The organism is Microcoleus sp. S28C3 (genome assembly GCF_036700785.1).
In the GTDB taxonomy this organism is placed as follows: domain Bacteria; phylum Cyanobacteriota; class Cyanobacteriia; order Cyanobacteriales; family Microcoleaceae; genus Microcoleus; species Microcoleus asticus.
In genome coordinates, this window is sequence record NZ_JAUBPO010000060.1 from 26904 (window position 1) to 46904 (window position 20001).

At 44.2% G+C, this 20001-nt stretch carries 13 protein-coding genes; 9 read left to right on the forward strand and 4 right to left on the reverse strand.

From position 1 onward, the window contains the following. Positions 1-33 precede the first annotated feature (33 nt). From QUA13_RS18445 to QUA13_RS18465, 5 genes are all read left to right on the forward strand, one after another. On the forward strand, positions 34-1593 hold the full coding sequence (locus QUA13_RS18445) for a UDP-N-acetylmuramoyl-L-alanyl-D-glutamate--2,6-diaminopimelate ligase (protein WP_333200766.1): 1560 nt from the start codon (positions 34-36) through the stop codon (positions 1591-1593). Positions 1594-1762: 169 nt separating this feature from the next. Next, positions 1763-7294, forward strand: coding sequence for an AAA family ATPase (locus tag QUA13_RS18450; RefSeq protein ID WP_333200768.1), 5532 nt, complete (start codon positions 1763-1765; stop codon positions 7292-7294). 239 nt (positions 7295-7533) lie between these two features. Beyond that, positions 7534-8871, forward strand: a complete 1338-nt coding sequence (gene gntT, locus QUA13_RS18455) for a guanitoxin biosynthesis MATE family efflux transporter GntT (RefSeq protein WP_333200770.1) — start codon at positions 7534-7536, stop codon at positions 8869-8871. Between the two features lie 131 nt (positions 8872-9002). Beyond that, on the forward strand, positions 9003-9950 hold the full coding sequence (locus QUA13_RS18460) for an aldo/keto reductase family protein (RefSeq protein WP_333200772.1): 948 nt from the start codon (positions 9003-9005) through the stop codon (positions 9948-9950). Positions 9951-10098: 148 nt separating this feature from the next. Beyond that, positions 10099-10509: an ester cyclase gene (locus QUA13_RS18465; protein ID WP_333200774.1), complete on the forward strand. Its 411-nt coding sequence runs from the start codon at positions 10099-10101 to the stop codon at positions 10507-10509. A gap of 150 nt (positions 10510-10659) precedes the next feature. Here the strand turns inward: QUA13_RS18465 and QUA13_RS18470 are convergent, their stop codons facing one another. Next, entirely contained in the window at positions 10660-12624 is a 1965-nt protein-coding gene (locus tag QUA13_RS18470) for an adenylate/guanylate cyclase domain-containing protein (protein ID WP_333200775.1), read from the reverse strand. Between the two features lie 409 nt (positions 12625-13033). On the opposite strand from QUA13_RS18470, the gene QUA13_RS18475 reads away from it, so the two are divergent. Then, on the forward strand, positions 13034-13312 hold the full coding sequence (locus tag QUA13_RS18475) for a hypothetical protein (protein WP_333200777.1): 279 nt from the start codon (positions 13034-13036) through the stop codon (positions 13310-13312). A 615-nt stretch (positions 13313-13927) separates the two neighbouring features. Beyond that, positions 13928-14083 carry a hypothetical protein gene (locus QUA13_RS18480; RefSeq protein WP_333200779.1) on the forward strand — a complete coding sequence of 52 codons (156 nt, stop codon included), beginning with the start codon at positions 13928-13930 and terminating at the stop codon, positions 14081-14083. Between the two features lie 229 nt (positions 14084-14312). On the opposite strand, the gene QUA13_RS18485 is transcribed toward QUA13_RS18480, so the two are convergent. The 3 genes from QUA13_RS18485 to QUA13_RS18495 all read right to left on the reverse strand — a co-directional run bounded on the left by QUA13_RS18485 (position 14313) and on the right by QUA13_RS18495 (position 16987). Continuing rightward, positions 14313-14852 carry a DUF1349 domain-containing protein gene (locus QUA13_RS18485; protein WP_333200781.1) on the reverse strand — a complete coding sequence of 180 codons (540 nt, stop codon included), beginning with the start codon at positions 14850-14852 and terminating at the stop codon, positions 14313-14315. Between the two features lie 61 nt (positions 14853-14913). Next, entirely contained in the window at positions 14914-15885 is a 972-nt protein-coding gene (locus QUA13_RS18490) for a hypothetical protein (RefSeq protein ID WP_333200783.1), read from the reverse strand. Further along, positions 15878-16987, reverse strand: coding sequence for a DegT/DnrJ/EryC1/StrS family aminotransferase (locus tag QUA13_RS18495; RefSeq protein WP_333200785.1), 1110 nt, complete (start codon positions 16985-16987; stop codon positions 15878-15880). The genes QUA13_RS18490 and QUA13_RS18495 overlap by 8 nt, the downstream gene beginning before the upstream one ends. 423 nt (positions 16988-17410) lie before the next feature. Between QUA13_RS18495 and QUA13_RS18500 the strand changes: the two genes are divergently transcribed. Next, a complete protein-coding gene (locus tag QUA13_RS18500; protein WP_333200787.1) occupies positions 17411-19066 on the forward strand; it encodes an alpha-amylase family glycosyl hydrolase in 1656 nt (551 codons plus the stop codon). A gap of 83 nt (positions 19067-19149) precedes the next feature. Next, a complete protein-coding gene (locus QUA13_RS18505; protein WP_333200789.1) occupies positions 19150-19881 on the forward strand; it encodes a TylF/MycF/NovP-related O-methyltransferase in 732 nt (243 codons plus the stop codon). The last annotated feature ends 120 nt before the right edge of the window (positions 19882-20001 follow it).

A 20001-nucleotide genomic window follows, 5' to 3' on the forward strand; every position in this document is an offset into this window, starting at 1 on the left:
ATATTCAAGACATCCAAGTAAGGAGTTTTTCAGATGAAATTGAGAGAATTATTAGCAGCAGTTCCCAGCATTTCCTTTGACGCCAAACATCCTGCCCTCGATGCCGAAGTCAAGGGTTTATCCACTAATTCCCACGCTTGTCACGCGGGAGATTTATTTTTGGGAATGCCGGGAACTCGGGTAGATGGCGGAGATTTTTGGCAAAGTGCGATCGAATCTGGTGCAGTTGCCGCCATAATTTCCACCCAAGCAGCCGAGAAAACACCCCCCCAACCCCCCCTTAGCAAGGGGGGGCTAGAAGAGGTTCCTTCCCCCCTTAGCAAGGGGCTAGAAGAAGTTCCCTGCGTCATCGCAGCAGCCGATATGGCTCAAGTTTGCGGTCAAATAGCAACTGCTTTTTACGGCAATCCAGCTAGCAAATTAAAACTTGTCGGCGTTACCGGGACTAACGGCAAAACTACAACAACTCATTTAATCGAATTTTTGCTCAATGAAATGCAGTTGCCGACGGCGATTTTTGGCACGCTTTACACTCGCTGGCCGGGCTTCCAACAAACTGCACTTTACACCACACCTTTTGCAGTTGACCTGCAAAAGCAATTAGCAGAAGCTGTAGCAGCCGGATGCAAACACGGCGTGATGGAAGTCAGTTCCCACGCCCTAGCGCAGCAGCGAGTTTTGGGCTGTAGTTTTGAAGTTGCCGTGTTTACAAACTTGACTCAAGATCATCTGGATTATCACCGCGATATGGAAGATTATTTTGAGGCTAAATCGCTTTTATTCAGTCCAAATTACCTCAAAAATCGCGCTGTAATTAATATTGACGACCCCTACGGGAAGCGGATAGTTGAAACCGTTAAATCTGACAAAGTTTGGAGTTATAGCACTAGCGACAAAACGGCAGATTTGTATGCTTTTGATTTGCAGTATCAGCCCAATGGAGTTAAGGGAATGCTGCACACTCCCAAGGGCGAAACTGCTTTTGTTTTGCCTTTAGTCGGTCAGTTCAATTTATCAAATATGTTGGCTGCTGTCGGTGCTGTTTTAGAATTGGGTTTAGATTTGTCCGCAATCGTGGAGAAATTATCTCAGTTTTCGGGAGTACCGGGACGGATGGAACGGGTGCAAATTAGTCCCGACCAAGATATTAGCGTCATTGTCGATTACGCGCACACTCCCGACAGTTTGGAGAACTTGTTGAAGGCGTCGCGGCCGTTTATTCCGGGTCAGATGATTTGCGTGTTTGGCTGCGGCGGCGATCGCGATCGCACTAAGCGCCCGATCATGGGTAAAATTGTTGCAGAATTAGCCGATTTAGCTGTTGTTACTTCCGACAATCCGCGCACTGAAAATCCCGATCGCATTTTGGAGGATGTTTTAGCCGGAATTCCCGCCGCAGTAAAGCCGATGGTGATGTGCGATCGAGCCGCTGCTATTCGCACTGCTATTATGGAGGCTAAACCGGGAGATGGCGTGCTGATTGCAGGAAAGGGACACGAAGATTATCAGATTTTGGGTACCGAAAAAGTCCATTTTGACGATCGAGAACAAGCGCGAGATGCCTTGAAAGCCAGAATGAATTCGGCTAACTGAATTTGGTTAACTGTTAACGGTTAACTGAATTCGGTTAACTGTTAACGGTTAGCTGTTCGCGGCCTGGGAAATTAGTTGTATTTTTCAGTATTGATACGAAGGTAGAATCTGATTGGCACTAGATTATACTTGTAAGACCAAATATTGTACTAAAAAAATAATTATTGCTATGATAGAACTAACTGGTTATCAAATTGTCGATCGAATTTATTCAGGCACTCGCACCCTAGTTTATCGCGGAATTCGCCTCTGCGACCAAAAACCGGTCGCCATTAAAGTCTTGCGGAACGAGTATCCCAGCTTCAGCGAACTCTTGAATTTTCGCAATCAATACACGATCGCCAAAAACCTCAACTTGCCCGGAATTATTCAAACCTACAGCCTGGAAACGTACCAGAATGGCTATGCGTTGATCGTGGAAGACTTTGGGGGAATTTCCCTGAAGGAATGGACGGGGAAAGGGAAAACAGTTCCGTCTCTCGTTGAATTTTTCCAAATAGCGATCGACCTCTGCAATACATTAGATATACTTTGTCGCCAGCGCATTATTCACAAAGATATTAAACCCGCCAATATTCTAATTAATCCAGAGACTAAACAAGTCAAACTCATTGATTTTAGTATTGCATCTTTGCTGCCAAGGGAAACTCAAACCCTGATGAGTCCCAACGTGCTCGAAGGAACACTCAGCTATTTATCTCCCGAACAAACAGGAAGAATGAATCGCGGGCTTGACTACCGCACAGACTTTTATTCATTAGGTGTAACTTTTTATGAATTGCTGACAGGAAAATTGCCATTTCAATCCAGCGATCCGATGGAATTGCTCCACTGTCATATTGCCAAGCAACCGCCCTCTGTACGTGAAATTAATCCCAAAATTCCCCTCGTGCTCTCGGAAATTGTCAGCAAATTGATGGCTAAAAATGCTGAAAATCGGTATCAGAGTGCATTAGGGCCCAAAGCCGATTTAGAAACTTGTTTGCAGCAACTCAATGAGACAGGTAAAATTGAGAGTTTTGCCATTGGGCGGCGCGATGTGTGCGATCGCTTTATCATACCAGAGAAACTCTACGGCCGAGAAACCGAAGTTGCCCAATTATTAGCAGCATTCGATCGAGTAGCAAATCCCTCTAATTTTCGTTTTCCAGAACAGCCTGGAAACGAGAGAAACGAGGGAAAAGAAGACTCACCTCTTACTAAGGGCGGTTGGGGGGAATCGAATTTATCCCGCAGGGAAATGATGCTAGTTGCAGGATTTTCCGGCATTGGTAAAACCGTTGTAGTCAACGAAGTTCACAAACCCATAGTTCGCCAACGCGGTTATTTCATCAAAGGCAAATACGACCAATTTAAACGCAACATTCCCTTTAGTGCTTTTGTGCAAGCCTTCCGAGAATTGATGGAGCAATTACTTTCAGAAAGCGACGTTCAGCTACAGCAATGGCAAATAAAAATTCAGGATGCTGTTGCCGACAACGGTCAAGTTATTGTAGAAGTAATTCCCGAACTGGAACGAATTATTGGCCAACAACAGCCTGTCTCTGAACTTTTGGGAAGTGCCGCCGAAAACCGCTTCAATTTAGTGTTTCAAAAATTCATCTCTGTGTTTGCTACAAAAGAACATCCCTTAGTGATTTTTTTGGATGATTTGCAGTGGTCAGATTCAGCATCCCTGAAGCTTTTGCAAGTGTTGATGAGCGAAAAAGATAGTCAGAATTTGCTGGTAATTGGGGCATATCGGGATAACGAAGTATCTCCGGCTCATCCATTTATGTTGGCAGTAGCAGAAATGGAAAAATCCCAAGTAACGGTAAATACTATTACCTTGGAACCTCTGAGTCAAGCCGATATTAACGATTTGATAGCAGATACGCTCTCGTGCGATCGCCCTTTGGCTCAGCCGTTAACCGAGTTAGTTTATCAAAAAACCAAAGGCAATCCCTTTTTTGCCACGCAATTTCTCAAATCGCTACAGGAAGATGGGCTGATTGCGTTTAACTCCACCCCCCTTTCATCCCCCCTTACCAAGGGGGGACAGGGGGGGGTAACAGGGGGGTGGCAGTGCGATATTGCCAAAGTCAAAGCCCTAATTATCAGCGATGATGTGGTGGAGTTTATGGCGGTGCAATTGCAGAAGTTGCCGCCAGAAACTCAGGATGTGCTGAAGTTGGCTGCGTGCATTGGAGCGCAGTTTGATTTGAATACATTGGCGGTAGTCACCGAGAAGTCGCCAGAAGAAACTGCGGCGGATTTGTGGAAATCATTGCAAGAAGGATTCATCTTACCCACCAGTGAAATTTACAAGTTTTATCAAGGAAAAGAACCTCGGGAAAAAACCGACCTATTGCCAACTACCGCCAATCAATTACCTAACTACAAATTTCTACACGATCGCATTCAACAAGCGGCTTATTCCCTAATTCCAGAAGATAGAAAACAAGCCACTCACCTGAAAATAGGACAACTGTTGCTGCAAAAAAGTAGTGAAACTCAACGTCAGGAAAGGATTTTTGATATTGTCGGTCATTTCAACTTTGCCCGCGGGCTGATTTGCGAACAAACAGCACGTTATGAATTAGCCTCGCTCAACTTGCAGGCTGGGAAAACTGCAAAAGCTGCCGCAGCCTTTGATGCGGCATTGATATTTGTCAATACAGGTATTAGCAGCTTACCAGCCGATAGCTGGCAGGAACAATATACTCTGACGCTGGCGCTGCACAATTTGGCAGCCGAAGCAGCGTATTTGTGCAGCGAATTTGAACAGATGGAACAGCTAATTACTGCGATTTTGCAACAAGCAAACCAACTGATCGACAAAGTTAGCGCTTACGAGATTCAAATCCTCGCTTACCTTGCCCAAGGCCAGCCCCAGGATGGCGTTTACACAGCAATTGATGTGCTCGGGCAGTTTGGGATTCGGCTTCCCAAAAACCCGACTCAGCCTCAAGTATTGCTGGGTTTAGCCAAAACAAAGTTGATTCTCGGTAACAAGAAACCGGAACAGCTTGTGAATCTGCCAAATATGACAGATGCTAACAAATTGGCCGCGATGCGAATTCTTTCTAGTGCTGCTTCTGCTGCGTATCTTTGTGCTCCGAAGTTGATGCCGCTACTGGTATTTGAGCGGGTTAACTTGTCTGTACGGCACGGCAATACTGCCCTATCAGCTTTTGGCTATGCTTGGTATGGACTGATCCTCTGCGGCATACTCATGGATATCGAAGGAGGCTATCAGTTTGGACAACTTTCTCTGCAATTACTAGATCGTTTTAACGCGACGGATTTGAAAGCGAAAGTGCTATTTATGACTTATACGTTTATCAGCCATTGGCGCGATCGCATCGCAGATACAATGCCAGCGCTGTTAACAGCTTACCAGAGCGGTTTAGAAACGGGAGATGTAGAATATGCTGCTTGGGCAGCTTTGGTTCATTCTTACAATCGCTACTGGACAGGGGAGAACTTAACGGAAGCAGAAGCAGCAATTCGTTCTTTCATAACGGCGATCGCTCCTTTCAACCAAAAAAACGGCTCTCTTTACATCCAGATATACCATCAAGCGACCTTAAATCTTCTGGGTGATTCTAGCGATCCGAGTTGCTTGTCCGGCGAAAGCTATCGGGTTGCTGAAGATATTCCCGCACAGGTGGCTGCGAGCGATCGTACAGGGTTATTTTTTAGTTACGTTTGCCAGCAGCATCTTCATTATTTGTTCGGGCAGTATGACGCAGCAATTGAGAAGTCAAACGCTGCTAAACCCTACTTTGAAAACTGTGTTTCCTCGCTCCCAACGGTGCTGCACTTCTTTTACGATTCTCTGGCACAACTGGCAATTTACGCGACTGCAACCTCTTCACAACGCCAGCAAATTCTCAAGTGCATTAACGCGAATCAGAAAAAGCTGAAGAAATGGGGGCACTATGCCCCAATGAATTACCAACATAAGTTTCTTTTGGTAGAAGCAGAACGGTATCGGGTACAGGGGCAAAAACTAGAAGCGATCGACTATTACGATCGCGCCATTCAACTCGCTAAAGAAAACCAATTCCTCAACGAAGAAGCCTTAGCCAACGAACTCGCCGCCAAATTCTACCTCGACTGGGGCAAAGAAAAAGTCGCTCAGGTTTATATGCAGCAAGCTTACTACTGCTACGCCCGCTGGGAAGCCAAAGCCAAAACAGATGATTTAGAAAAACATTATCCCGATCTGCTGCGCCCTATCTTACAAGAGTCCGCCCAACCCCTCACTATTTTAGAAACCGTATCCACGCTCAGCAATCCTACTTACTCCATTCATTCGAGCACCCACCCCAGTACCTCCAACACCTCCATCAACCATGCTCTAGATTTTTCGACCCTGCTGCAAATCTCCCAAGTCATCTCCCGCACGATCGACCTGGATGAGTTGCTGCAAATTGTGACCCAAACCATGCTACAAAACTCTGGAGCCGATCGCTGTGCACTGATGCTCTGCCAAGATCAACAATGGCAAGTGCGGGCGATCGCTACCTTGGAAGACATTAGCCTGCAAACGGAACCCCTAGAGAACAATCCCACCGTTCCCGTTAAATTAATCCAGTATGTTAAAAACACCCTAGCAGCAGTTGTCATCGATCGCCTCAAAACAGATATGCCTGTAATTGACGATTATTTAGAGTACCACCAACCTGAGAGTTTGCTGGGTTTGCCAATTCTAAATCAGGGGAATTTGGTCGGCATTTTGTATCTAGAAAATCGGATAACCAGTGGGGTGTTTAGTCCCGAGCGCCTCCTAGTGCTGAATTTTCTCTCTAGTCAAGCGGCGATCGCTCTAGAGAATGCCCGCCTCTATCACCAAGTGCAGCAGACTTTGAATGAACTTCAGCAAGCTCAGATGCAAATGATCCAAAGCGAAAAGATGTCAGCACTAGGTAATCTCGTGGCAGGGGTTGCCCATGAAATCAACAACCCCGTTGGTTTTATTGCCGGGAACCTTAATGAAGCTAATGCTGGAGTCCAAGATTTAATTGATTATTTGCACCTCTATCAAGAAAAGTTTCCTCAACCGGGAGCAGAATTGATTGAGAAAGCAGAGGAAATAGATTTAGATTATCTAGTAGAAGATTTACCCAAGATGTTGAGTTCCATGAAAATAGGGTGCGATCGCATCAAAAACATCAGCACCTCCCTCCGCACTTTCTCTCGTGCCGATACGGCCCATAAAGTTGAGGCTAATATCCACGAAGGACTCAATAGCACTTTGATGATTTTACGCCATCGCCTGAAAGCGAACGAAAAGCATCCTGAAATTCAAATCATTAAAGAGTACGGCAAGATTCCCAAAGTAAAATGTTATTTGGGACAGTTAAACCAGGTATTTATGAATCTGCTGGCGAATGCGATCGATGCCTTAGAAGAATCCAATCAAGGAAAGAATTTTGCAGAGATTGAAGCCCATCCCAATCAAATCACTATTCGGACAAAAGTGGAAGGTGAACAGGTAAAAATTTCCATCGCCGATAACGGCAATGGAATGTCAGAAGAGGTGAAAAATCGGATTTTCGACCATCTATTTACCACTAAAGACGTGGGCAAAGGGACTGGGTTGGGACTGGCGATCTCGCGTCAAATTGTAGAAGAAAAACACGGCGGAAAACTGAGTTGTATTTCTGCACTGGGAGAAGGAACGGAGTTTGTCATTGAAATTTTAATTGATTAAAACTAATAGACATCGTGCAAAAGTCTATCTTGCGATAGATTCCACTTGAGGGGGTGACAACGCCTCTGGAACCTTGATGGTAAAAGCATTAAAGCCCCTGAACCTCAACTCAAACAAGATAGCGGATTATTGACCGGCTTATTGACTCATAACCCAATACGGTTCAGTATTTCAAGTTGACATTAGGCAAAAAATACTGATAAACTAAACTGGAGTATCTATCCCAAGGGACTTTGACATTGCTTCAATACGACTTTCTATATCGCTTTCTGAAAATCGCTGCTGTCAACGTAGTGTCGAATATTACAATACCCTTATCGGGTGCAATCAGCGTAGCTTTCCTGGGACACCTGTCAAACATTAGTTATTTAGCCGGGGTGGCATTAGGTGCTATTTTGTTTGATTTTCTCTACGAAAGTTGTTCTTTTATTAAGTCAGGAACAACTGCGATTACATCTCAAGCAGTTGGACGAGATGACCGAGAAGCCATACTTCTAGCAGGGCTACAAAATGGTTTAATCGCTTTGGGATTGGGTATGCTTTTTTTGCTGCTGCAATACCCTTTGGGGAAGCTAGGCTTTATGTTGTTGAACGCTACTCCAGATGTGCAACTGGCCGGTATTACTTATTTTAATAGTCGGATTTGGGGAGCGCCTGCGGCTTTCGTCAACTTAGTCTTAATTGGATGGTTTCTTGGAAGAGAACAAAACCGCAAAGTTCTTTTACTCACTATTATTGGGAATGTTGCTAATGTTGCACTGAATTACCTTTACATTGTCCTTTGGGATTGGTCAAGCATGGGGGCGGGATTGTCGCAGGCTATTAGCCAGTATATAACCTTATTTGTAGCGCTTGTGATGATTGGCAGTGAATTTTCCTTAAAAGAAATAGGTAGTTTAACAGGAAAAGTCCTAAATTTGTCCGCATTGCAAACTGCTTTTGTTCTGAATGGCAATCTATCTGTTAGGTCTATAGTTATCGTATCTATTTTTGTCCTTTTCAATGCTTTTAGTGCTACATTGGGGACTGAGGTTCTGGCTGAAAATGTTTTACTCCTTCAAATAGTAGCATTGAGTATGTATATGTGTGATGGAGTAGAATACGCTACTGTAAGTTTAATCGGTAACTTTCAAGGTCAAGGAACAACACATAAATTTGTGCCACTTTTGCAAATTGCATTAGCAACCAATCTGGTGATTAGTTTATTAGTTGGACTAGCTGCTTTCTTTTTTCCTGACCCTATATTTCATCTGTTCACTAGCCATTCTGAATTGATAGAAGCCATTAAAATTTATATCCTTTGGATCCCCATTGTTGTAGTTGGCGCAGGAGTTGCTTATATTCTAGATGGATATTTTTCTGGCTTGGGTGAGGGTTCTGCTGTACGCAATACGTACTTGGTCAGTGGCTTACTGGGACTTATCTTTCTATGTTTATCAACCTTTTATTTTCATAGCAATCATTTTTTATGGTTAGCTTTATCCGTATTTATGTTATCTTGCGTATTAGTTTCTGGAATACAGATACCTATGACTTTGCAATCAAATGAGGAGAAGGAGGCTGTTGCCAACTCATAATTTAATTTATATTGAAAATACCGCTAAAACTATCACTCCCATGTAGTATATTGCGGGGTTACAATTGTTTTGACGGATTATATTCATTTTTTGTAAATGAATATAAAAAAACATTGAAATAAGAAATACAAATGAAATACAGAAAATTGGGTAACAGCGAATTGCATATTTCAGAAATCAGTCTTGGTTCCTGGGGTATTTGTGAGGGTGTAGAACAGCAAAATGCAGAGGCTTGCATTTACAAAGCCTTTGACCTTGGTATTAACTTCATTGACACTTCTAATTCTTATGCGGCTGGCGGCGCTGAGTCATTTCTAGGGGAAGTATTACAAGGAATTGAGCGATCGTCCTATATCCTAGCAACCAAGGTCTTCTTTCCCACGTCACCTACTGACCAAGGACTGTCAGCAGCCCAGATCGGAAAACAAATCGATGCTTCTTTAAATCGATTGCGTACCGATTATGTTGACTTGTATCAATGTCATCGCTACGATCCGAACACACCTTTGGAGGAAACAATGACGGCACTCACTGAGGTAGTGCGTCAGGGAAAAGCTCGTTACATCGGCTTTAGCGAGTGGAGTCCAGAGCAAATTCAATCTGCGTTCAATATTGCTGATGTTGAACGCTTTGTTTCCAGTCAGCCTCAGTATTCTATGCTGTGGCGCACACCGGAAGCTGAAGTGTTTCCATTGTGTGCAGCTAATGGTGTTGGTCAGATTGTTTGGTCGCCATTAGCTCAAGGTGTACTTGCAGGCAAATACCAGCCAGGACAAGTTCCACCTCAAAATTCTCGCGCTGCAAATGAAAAAATGAATTGGTTTTTGCTGGAGGAGTTGTTTAGCGATCGCATTCTAACAGCAGTACAGAAACTGAAACCCATTGCCCAAGAGTTAGGGTTGAGTATGCCACAGTTAGCTCTGGCTTGGGTACTACGGTCTGAGTACGTATCTTCAGCCATTATCGGTGCTAGTCGTCCGGAACAAATTGTTGATAACGCTGCTGCATCAGGAATACAACTAAATGCGGACGTATTGGCAGCAATCGATCGAGCACTGGTATCAGTTGTAGGCAAGTGAGGAAAGTAGGTGAGGACTTACGCAACTTTCACAAAACTACTGAAAATGTTAAGAAAGGTATGCGATCGCTCTGGAAACTCAAAAAGACAAGTTTACAACGTAACAGCGTTCGTGTATGATTTACCTGTCAAACTAGAAATGAGATTGTATGAATACCCTGACTAATAAGGAAGTAGTTAAACAGTTTTTTGAAATTTATAACAATCAAGATTACGAAGCTGCGTATAAGTATATTGTGCCGAATTATCTAGATCACGGGCTACCTCAAGTGCGAAGCGTCGAGGATGCGATTGAGATACTGAAGGGGACTCACAAAGCCTTTCCAGATATCAAAGTGGTGATTGACGATCTGATTGAAGAAAATGACAAAGTTGTATTTCGAGGTCACTTTACAGCTACGCACCTGGGTGAGTTTGTTGGTATGGCTGCCAGTGGAGTTAAAATAGAATTTGAGGCGTTAGAAATATTTAAGATTGAGAACCAGCAGATTACAGAATCTTGGGGATATTGGCCAATGTCAGATATTGTAAGCCAGATTCAGGCTTCTGAGAAGGTCTAGCCGTAATTCTGTACCTGTGCAATACAGTAGATTCGGAGTAGATGTTGGGATGAAAGGTGCTAGCACAGGGAGTTTTCTCTCCTAGATAATTCAATAGTTAACATTGAGTTAAAATAACCCTTAGTTAACGCTATTTTAACAGTTATTCACCTATCGAGTGGTAGTAGCTAATATTCCTCCCCGCCGACCCAAAAGCCAATAGGTCATCATTTCTCCTCTTCCCTTGACCTCGATCGTACCCCTTGGCTCTAGTAAGTATTTATTCTGTAATTTGAGATAAGTCGCATCGGTGACTTGAATGTATCCCGGTTTGCCGTGGGATTCCATCCTTGAGGCGACATTCACCGCATCACCCCAGAGGTCATAGATAAATTTCTTAATCCCAATTACTCCCGCAATTACAGGACCCGTATTAATCCCGATCCGAATTTGTAGAGATTCCCCAAAAATATTCTCCACCTCTTGCATATAGGCTTGCATATCCAACGCCATGTTGGCGATCGCGTCGGCATGATCCGGTCGAGAAACGGGTAAACCACCAACTACCATGTAGGCATCCCCAATGGTTTTAATTTTCTCTAAGCCATACTTTTCAGTGAGTTGATCGAACGTAGAAAAAATTTGGTTCAAACCTGCTACCAATTGCATCGGTTCTATCCGTGCCGAGATAGTAGTAAAACCTACGATATCCGCAAACAAAATCGTGGCTTCTTCAAAATGTTCTGCAGGAGATTCATTAGTCCGCATGAGGCGATCGGCAATTTCGGCAGGTAAGATATTCAAAAGTAATTGTTCTGACTTTTCTTTTTCTAGGCGCAGTTCTCCAGTTCTTTGCTCCACTCTAGCTTCCAACTCTTCATTTGCCAAATGGATGGCATCTAGAGAATCCTTCAGTTGTCTGGTCATGCCGTTAAAAACGTTGGCTAATTTGCCAAGTTCAACGATGGAACTAACCTCCACTTGTTGGTTGAGATTGCCCCCAGCGATCGCTTCCGAAGCAGTAGTGATCCGCTCCACAGGATGGATAATCCGGCGAGCGGTCAGGATACCCAACAAAATTGCCAAAATCAAAGTTGCTAAACAGAGCAGGATTGTAGTCTGAGTATTGGCATTAATCTGATTCATAAAGTCTGCTTCTGGAATAGTCACCACCACCAACCAGTCAATACCTTTACTATCTCGAAAAGGATCGACTTGGACGAAATAATTTTTACCAGCGATGGTAAATTTCAGTTGATGAGATGCTTGGATTTTTTGAAAATCCTGAAACTGCTCTAGCAAAGCTTGACTCGCTTTTTGGGTGATGGCATTGCTACTATTGACAACCTTAAGTCGTTGAACTCGTTGCTCTGGCAGTTGGACAACCTTGTCTGGGTAATATTGAAAGGGCTTTTCTCCTGTAGAGGTGGCAATCATTTCTCCAGAACGTTCCAGAATAAAACTTTGTCCAGTTTTACCGATTTTGAGTTTACTTAAAAAATCCCCAAACATTACCAGATTTAAGCTTGTCATCCACACTCCTTGGATATCTCCAGTCTTGGTATATATGGGTTTGCCAGCCGCAATGTATAGGTATTTACCTGTAATGTGAGGATACAGTTTTGCCCAAACAGCTTGCTTTTGCTGGACTGGAATTTTATAGTAGGGGCGATTGCGGGGATCAAAGTTAGGGTTCCCGGCGTTGATAATTTCTCGGCGTTCCCCCTCTGGACTGGCGGTATAGGTCGTCAAAGTGTGGTTATTTTCTACCTCCGAAGCACGGATGACGATCGCGCCATCATCCTGCCGCTCACCAGCAAAAAACTCTTGATTGGGGGTAACAAAAGCTGCGGCAGCAACAAGGGGAAAGGCAGGGAGTTGTCCCCATAGAAACTTCTCTACGTCTCTCCCATTATTAAGATCGATGCGGTTTTGGCTCAGGGCTGCATCATAGTTTTCAAAGGATTGAAAGGGAATAGCAAGCAGATAAGTTAGATTTTGGTTGATGCGATCGCTAACATCATTCCGCAACTGAGTAGCTACATCATTTACTGCTTTTTGACCGTTTCTATAGGAAAGATAACCAACAACAGCCACTGCTCCAACTGTTTGAACAACAAATGGAACAATTAGCATTATTTGTAGGGGAATTTTTCTGAAAAGTCCAGGTGATAAGGGCATCCTTGATTTACCAAGCATAGTGGCTTCTCCCGACATTGATACCTAGCATAAGTTAATAGGAATTTAATTTGCATGCGCCTACACCCTACACCTCATGCTCCACAACCCTTTCGACAATTTCAACAGGCAATTTATTGCTCTTGTGTCACTCTGATGGGATAGCCGAAAACGACCCTAACTCAGTTGCTGTCTGTGGATGAAGCCCGCCCATCTCGATCCACCATTAATTTTATTGATGAATATTGTGCCTCTTGGGGGGGGGTGACAACCCCCCTGAAACCCATAGTTAGTAAGGATTGAGCCTACTTGTGGTAAAAAAAGATAGGCAGCAAAATTGTTACACGCTTGCTTATCCAAAAAAATAATGATACGAAGATTTTACCAGACTCATTTACAAAAATACCTGACGCCATCTCAGTTTTTGGTGATGACAACATTGCCATCAAGTAATTTTAGGGTAGTCGATCGAATATTTTGGGATTATTATCGGGAATTATTAGCTTACAAAGATGCTCCTAGTGCAGAAGCTGCACTGCCTTTAAAGTCTAAATTTTGGCTACTTTTTACAACGAAAAGCGGTTATGAATTGTTGAATGAACGCCAAAATTTCAACAGGCAATTTATTGCTCTTGTGTCACTCTGATGGGATAGCCGAAAACGACCCTAACTCAGTTGCTGTCTGTGGATGAAGCCCGCCCATCTCGATCCACCATTAATTTTATTGATGAATATTGTGCCTCTTGGGGGGGGTGACAACCCCCCTGAAACCCATAGTTAGTAAGGATTGAGCCTACTTGTGGTAAAAAAAGATAGGCAGCAAAATTGTTACACGCTTGCTTATCCAAAAAAATAATGATACGAAGATTTTACCAGACTCATTTACAAAAATACCTGACGCCATCTCAGTTTTTGGTGATGACAACATTGCCATCAAGTAATTTTAGGGTAGTCGATCGAATATTTTTGGGATTATTATCGGGAATTATTAGCTTACAAAGATGCTCCTAGTGCAGAAGCTGCACTGCCTTTAAAGTCTAAATTTTGGCTACTTTTTACAACGAAAAGCGGTTATGAATTGTTGAATGAACGCCAACAATTAACTGCGACAAAAGTATCGGAGTTGCGAGCGGGTTTTAGAGCATCCTGAATTACCTTTGCATAATAATCCGGCTGAGTTAGCTGCCAGAACTCTGGTGCAGCGACGTAAGATCGGCTATGCAACTGGGACGATTGAGGGTACTCAGGCCAGGAAACTTTTATGTCTCTTGTTGCTACTACTCGTCAGTTGGGAATCAGTTTTTTTGAGTATGTGCGTGACCGAATTTCTCAACTGAGAATCATTCCTTCTCTATCCACTATTATTCGCGAAAAGTCTTCTATTCATCCCTTGGGCTTGTCTTGGCAACTAGAATAACTGCTCCCCCTACTTATTGAGCCGATACGATTCGGAAGCCTGAGAATGAATTTAGAAAAACACACTCCAATAGCTAAATAAAATCGCTCAATTTGGTTAAAAATATTAGTAATTTTCCCGATCGGGCTAGGGATCTTCTTTCGCTTTGCCCTTACAGAGTGATGGGGTGACAACAATCGGTAAACCCATCACTCCTTAAAGGGTTGACCGATATGGGATAAAAGGAAGATTATGACGCTGTAGCATTGACCTGATAATCCTCAAACGTTACCTCGAATCCATCTCCGTCTGGAGAGGCACACATAACGCCTACTTGAAGCGTTTCATAGGGTAAATACGTCATTCTGAGCATTGCATAGTTAGAAGCTTCATTTAAGTAGAAAATTTGGATAGCTTCTTTAGAGCGTTCAACGCGCAAGTGTAAAACATCAGGGGGATTCGGCAAGGGAATGACTGACCAATCTGAATAGTCATGGGTAACGACAGCACTCAGATTTTGTACGCCATCAACATATTCAATACCTGTCTTGATCCAATGCTTTTCATCGGCACGCAGCATGATGCCCGCCTGGTCGTAGATATCTTTGTAATGGGCGCGTATTTTGACATCAACAACAAAATCAGTGCTGATGGAATCAAAATAAAAATGTCCGGTGTCACGAATAAACCCATAATGGGTAATTCGCCAGAAATCTGTTTTGGGAGAAGTTTTGACAATCAAGCGATCGCCTGAGTCTGTCCATTGGGAGGGTTCATTGAGCCATTGCATAGAGTTTCATCCTGTTCAAAATATTTGATTGCCAGCGGTGTCAGGTCTTTCTATCTACCGTTCACCAATGCTGTTGAACTAAGTATTCTAAGCCCAAGCGAGAGGAAAACATCAGAGCGCAAGGTTCTTGCTCTCCCGGTAACAGTCCGTGTTCCAGCAGAACTTCAGCTTCAGCTTTATTGCGAATGCGAACCAAACAAGAATGCTCTTCCCACTGACCAGATCGAAAATGGCGATCGGGCATTTCCGTTTGCACCACAAAGACCAAATCAACTTCTCCCGTGATCGGGTTGCCAGACATACCAATAAACCGAGTATTCGTGTCATTTAAGGTCATGGCAACATTCACTTCTTCCCACAACTCCCGTTGAGCATCTTGATAAAAATTGATCTCTTGAGCTTTAGGAGAAAATGTAGCCCAACCAGCCACAAAATTGAGAACGCCTGTGTAATCCGATGAAGTCGATCGCCTACCAATGTAGACATTACCATCCGCAGTCAGCGGAACCACCGCAACCCCAACTCCCCTAGCAAAATAAGCGTAGGGATCTTGGTAAGTTGTCAGTCCGCGCATCATCAGCTTTAGTGCTTCCAGCGAACTACGAGTCAAATCCAGACGACAACGTGGGTAGCTAGTGGGTCCAACTTCCAGGGTGAAGGTGTCTTGACTGCGAGACCAGAATCCAGCCACTCCAGCCCCAGACCAGCGGACTTTGCGATCGTCATAACTTCTGGGTTTAGTGCCATCTGCGAGGATACCAATACGAATCTGGGGATTAATCACCGCTTCCAAATAAGCATGGAACTGCGTGTCAAGCGGCTCATCATTGAGATTTTGAGGCCCATGTCCCTCCCGCACCTGAATTCTGGTTACGCCTGCAACCTCATCGGGATGGATCGAGTGAAGAAAGTCGCGACCTGCAATGAGCGCCTCAGATAAGGCTTTACCTTGGGGCAAATCTGCCAAAGCCGCAACTACCTGCTCGCGACAGGCAAGATATTCGGAGGTTTGGGAGAGGGGATATTCAAGCACTTTTCAATTGCTCAGAAAGCTGATAAAACTGGTGAATTTCGGCGATGATAAAATCTAGTTCTTCATCAGTCAAACTATAAGATGAGGGCAAAGAAATTCCTCGCTCATAAGCAGATGTACTGACGGGATAGTTCATGCTGGGATCGGTCCAGTCTTGATAGCAAGGTTGAAGATGAAGCGGACAGAAAAATAGTCTGGTTTGAATTCCCCGATGGGTTAAATAGTCAGCCAGTTCAGCTCGGTTTTCCGCAAAGAAAGAGGTAAACCAGTGGACGGGCTTACACCGTGGGTCCATAAAGAGCGGCTGCAACTCCGTCACATCTGCTAAACCAGCCATGTAAGCTTCATAAATTTGCTGTTTGCGCTTAATAATTGCAGGTAGCTTTCTGAGCTGGGCAACACCAATGGCTGCCTGCATTTCTGTCATGGAAAAATTAAAGCCAATATGTTCGTGGATAAAGGTGCCGCGACGCGATCGCCCATGATTCTTAAGCCGGCGGCAAGTCTGGGCAATAGTATCACAGTCGGTGAGAATAATCCCACCTTCACCGCAAGTAATCGTTTTGTTGCCATAAAAGGAAAAGGCACCTGCGTCTCCGTAATAGCCGACATGACGATCGTTGAACTCTACTCCGATCGCCTGTGCTGCATCTTCAATCACCTTCAACTCAAAGCGCTTAGCAAAGGCGAGTACCGCATCCATATCTGCACTTTGACCGTACAAATGGACAGGCATAATCCCTTTGGTCTTATCATTGACCAGCGCTGCGGCTGCTTCTACATCAATGCACAGGGTATCTGCTCTAACTGGGCAAAAGACGGGCTTAGCCCCTGCCATAATCACCGCATTCGATGAAGCAACAAAGGTCAGGTTGGGGACAATCACCTCATCTCCGTGACCAATATCCAGAGCCTTGAGGATGCAGTATAAGGCAGCAGTACCGTTGCAAACAGCAATTGCGTGCTTTGCCCCCGTTAAAGCCCTAATGCCAGCTTCAAACTCCTCTGTCACCTGATTCTCGGTTAAGTAGGTTGATTCCATCACCCGCTTAACTTCTTGCCATTCACTATCGTCAATCCAAGGTTGAATTTGAGGGATCATATCAATGATGTTTCTTTAGAGGCTGTTTGTGAAGTAAATCTTTTCAGTCCTACCTACTTCCTTAAAGGATGAAACAGGGATATGGGAGAATTGATCTACCTAAATCATTCAGGCAATCATAATCCCTATTATGTCACTTTTGGTAGATAATTTTTTGGAACTAATGGTTTGTTAGGCTTTCGCAAGGCGAAGAATAAATTATTGAAAAGGGCTAAAATCCAGAGACAGCAAGGCAAAAGCTTTATTCTGTGTTCAAAGTGACATAATAGGGATTATGATATTATCTCATCAGCCGTTCAACACTGACAATAGCATCCATGCTGGCAAGTTTTTTCACGGTTCGCTGCGATCGCAGTCGTTTAGGTACTCATACCAATTCCTGAGCCAAGAAATCTGCCTTTTTTTTATTGATTCTAATTACCCATGACCGTAATGTCTCATTCTCCTTGGTGGAAGTCTGCTGTTATTTATCAGCCTTATCTGCGTAGCTTTCAAGACTCGAATGGAGATGGCATCGGTGATATCCCCGGCATTATCCAGCAACTAGATTATTTAGAATGGTTGGGGATAGATGCCGTCTGGGTAACACCCTTCTACCCCTCTCCAATGGCCGATTTTGGGTATGATGTCAGCGACCATACAAATATTGACCCTGTTTTTGGTACCCTTTCAGATATCGATAGCTTGATACAACAGTTGCACGATCGCAATCTCAAGGTCTTGATTGACTTTGTTGCCGCGCATAGTTCCGATCGGCATCAGTGGTTTATTGAATCCCGCAGTTCGCGTTCTCATCCCAAGCGAGACTGGTATATATGGAAAGATCCAAAGCCAGATGGTAGTCTTCCCAATAATTGGCTGGGACGTTTTGATGGGCTTTCTGCCTGGGAATGGGATGATAAAACAGAGCAATACTATCTACACTCGTTTCTCAAGGAGCAGCCAGATATCAATTGGCGTAACCCCGATGCTAAACAGGCGATGTTGGATGTACTACATTTTTGGTTACAGCGAGGCGTGGATGGATTTCGAGTTGATGCCGCCTATCGTGCCTTCAAAGATTTGCAATTTCGAGATAATCCGGTGAATCCCGACTGGCATCCCGGCATGGAACCATCCGATCGCCTGTTTGAAGTCTTCAGCAAGAATATACCGGAAATTCACGATTTCAATCGTATGCTGCGAACGCTGGTAGATGGGTATGACGATCGTCTTTTGATTGCTGAACTATACAAATCACTAGAAGAAATTGTCAAGCACTATGGGTCAAATAATGACGAATTTCATTTACCCCTCAATTCAGAATTGATGTCATCTGATTTGCAATGGAGTGCTGAGTCCGTCCGAGAAATTGTCGATCGTTACGAGAGACTGCTGCCCGAAGGTGCATGGCCCAATTGGACATTGGGTAATCATGACAAGCATCGCGTCGCCAGTAGAATTGGGATTTCTCAAGCCAAAATCGGCATGATGTTATTGCTTACCCTTCGCGGTACACCAACAATCTACTACGGAGAGGAACTGGGAATGGAGGATGCCTGGATTCCCTCCGAACATATCCAAGATCCTTGGGAAAAAAAAGCTCCCGGTATTGGGGTGGGACGCGATCCTGAGCGCACGCCGATGCTCTGGGATGACTCTGCTAATGCAGGCTTCTGTTCAGAATCAGTCCAGCCTTGGTTGCCCATCACTCATGACTACAGCAGTATCAATGTCAAGTCCCAGAAGCATGATTCCCGATCGTGTCTCTCACTCACCCAGGCACTTTTGCGCTTGCGTCGGCAACAACCGGCACTACAGCTTGGTGACTACATTTCTTTATACTCACCATCACAGCTTTTCTGCTATCGACGTTTTGACGAGACATCGGATCTCGTTGTGGCTTTGAACTTCAGTTCTGAATACCAGGAATGGACATTACCGGTGGAGTTTCGCAACCAGTCAAAAGTTCTCCTCTCTACATTCATGGATCGCCAGGGAGGGCAACTGGGACACACCCTTGAGCTACGAGGAAATGAAGGTCTGATCGTCCAGCGCAGCCATCAATCGCAATCATCTCATACCGAGGAGAAAAGATGAGCTATTAATCTATTGCTCGTGTATAATCATCAAAGCTTTGCAGCTCCCATCCTCCTAAACTATCCCCACTCCTCCTTGCGATCATGAATACTGAGCGAACGATCGTTTTCTCCACAAAGCATCAAGCAACCATGAAAGATCAGATCACACCAGATATGGGTAAAGATCCGGTTTTCATGGATTTATTTGAGCAGGTAAAGCCTTATACAATGACCAGCGTAGAGGCACTCTTTGCGCTTTATACATCGGTGAACTATGTCCTCGATCGCGAGATACCCGGTGAGATTCTGGAGTGCGGAGTTTGGAGAGGAGGAAGCGCTTTACTTGCTGCCTTGATTATGAAAGCGCGAAACGTTAGCGATCGCCAGCTATATCTGTATGACACATTTGAGGGTATGCCAACCCCCACTGAATTTGATGTAGACAAATATGGACGTACCGGCTTTGAAATGATGGAGCAATATGGGGACGAAATTGGTTGGTGTTACGCTTCATTAGAAGATGTTCAAGCAGCTTTCTCCGTCCATAATTTTGATTTTGAGATTCATTTTGTGCAAGGAGATGTCATTGAGACATTGGAAAGAATTAAGCCTGAAGTCATCTCTGTTTTGCGTCTAGATACCGATTGGTATGAATCCACAGCCGTTGAGTTTCAGCTTCTCTACCCTCGACTCTCCACAGGAGGCGTTCTGATCGTTGATGACTATGGCTGCTGGGCTGGATCGCGCAAAGCCACGGATGACTATTTCCGTGAGGTGCCTGGGCCAATGCTGACAAGGATTGATAAGGAAGTGCGCCTTGGAATCAAGATTTAGACTGATGATTTCCCCGTAAACTGCGGGGGTCTAGTGAACTGTCGGCACTGTTCTCTTAAGGCGTGAGTGCTAGGATATTTGTGCAGCATAGAGTACAAGCTTATGAAGTGTATCCATTGC

Coding starts and splice junctions, on each gene's coding strand:
- QUA13_RS18480 (WP_333200779.1), top strand. CDS start 13,928: ATGTCTCTTGTTGCTACTACTCGTCAGTTGGGAATCAGTTTTTTTGAG.
- QUA13_RS18465 (WP_333200774.1), top strand. CDS start 10,099: ATGAATACCCTGACTAATAAGGAAGTAGTTAAACAGTTTTTTGAAATT.
- QUA13_RS18445 (WP_333200766.1), top strand. CDS start 34: ATGAAATTGAGAGAATTATTAGCAGCAGTTCCCAGCATTTCCTTTGAC.
- QUA13_RS18485 (WP_333200781.1), bottom strand. CDS start 14,852: ATGCAATGGCTCAATGAACCCTCCCAATGGACAGACTCAGGCGATCGC.
- QUA13_RS18460 (WP_333200772.1), top strand. CDS start 9,003: ATGAAATACAGAAAATTGGGTAACAGCGAATTGCATATTTCAGAAATC.
- QUA13_RS18450 (WP_333200768.1), top strand. CDS start 1,763: ATGATAGAACTAACTGGTTATCAAATTGTCGATCGAATTTATTCAGGC.
- QUA13_RS18495 (WP_333200785.1), bottom strand. CDS start 16,987: ATGATCCCTCAAATTCAACCTTGGATTGACGATAGTGAATGGCAAGAA.
- QUA13_RS18500 (WP_333200787.1), top strand. CDS start 17,411: ATGACCGTAATGTCTCATTCTCCTTGGTGGAAGTCTGCTGTTATTTAT.
- QUA13_RS18470 (WP_333200775.1), bottom strand. CDS start 12,624: ATGCTAATTGTTCCATTTGTTGTTCAAACAGTTGGAGCAGTGGCTGTT.
- QUA13_RS18475 (WP_333200777.1), top strand. CDS start 13,034: ATGATACGAAGATTTTACCAGACTCATTTACAAAAATACCTGACGCCA.
- QUA13_RS18505 (WP_333200789.1), top strand. CDS start 19,150: ATGAATACTGAGCGAACGATCGTTTTCTCCACAAAGCATCAAGCAACC.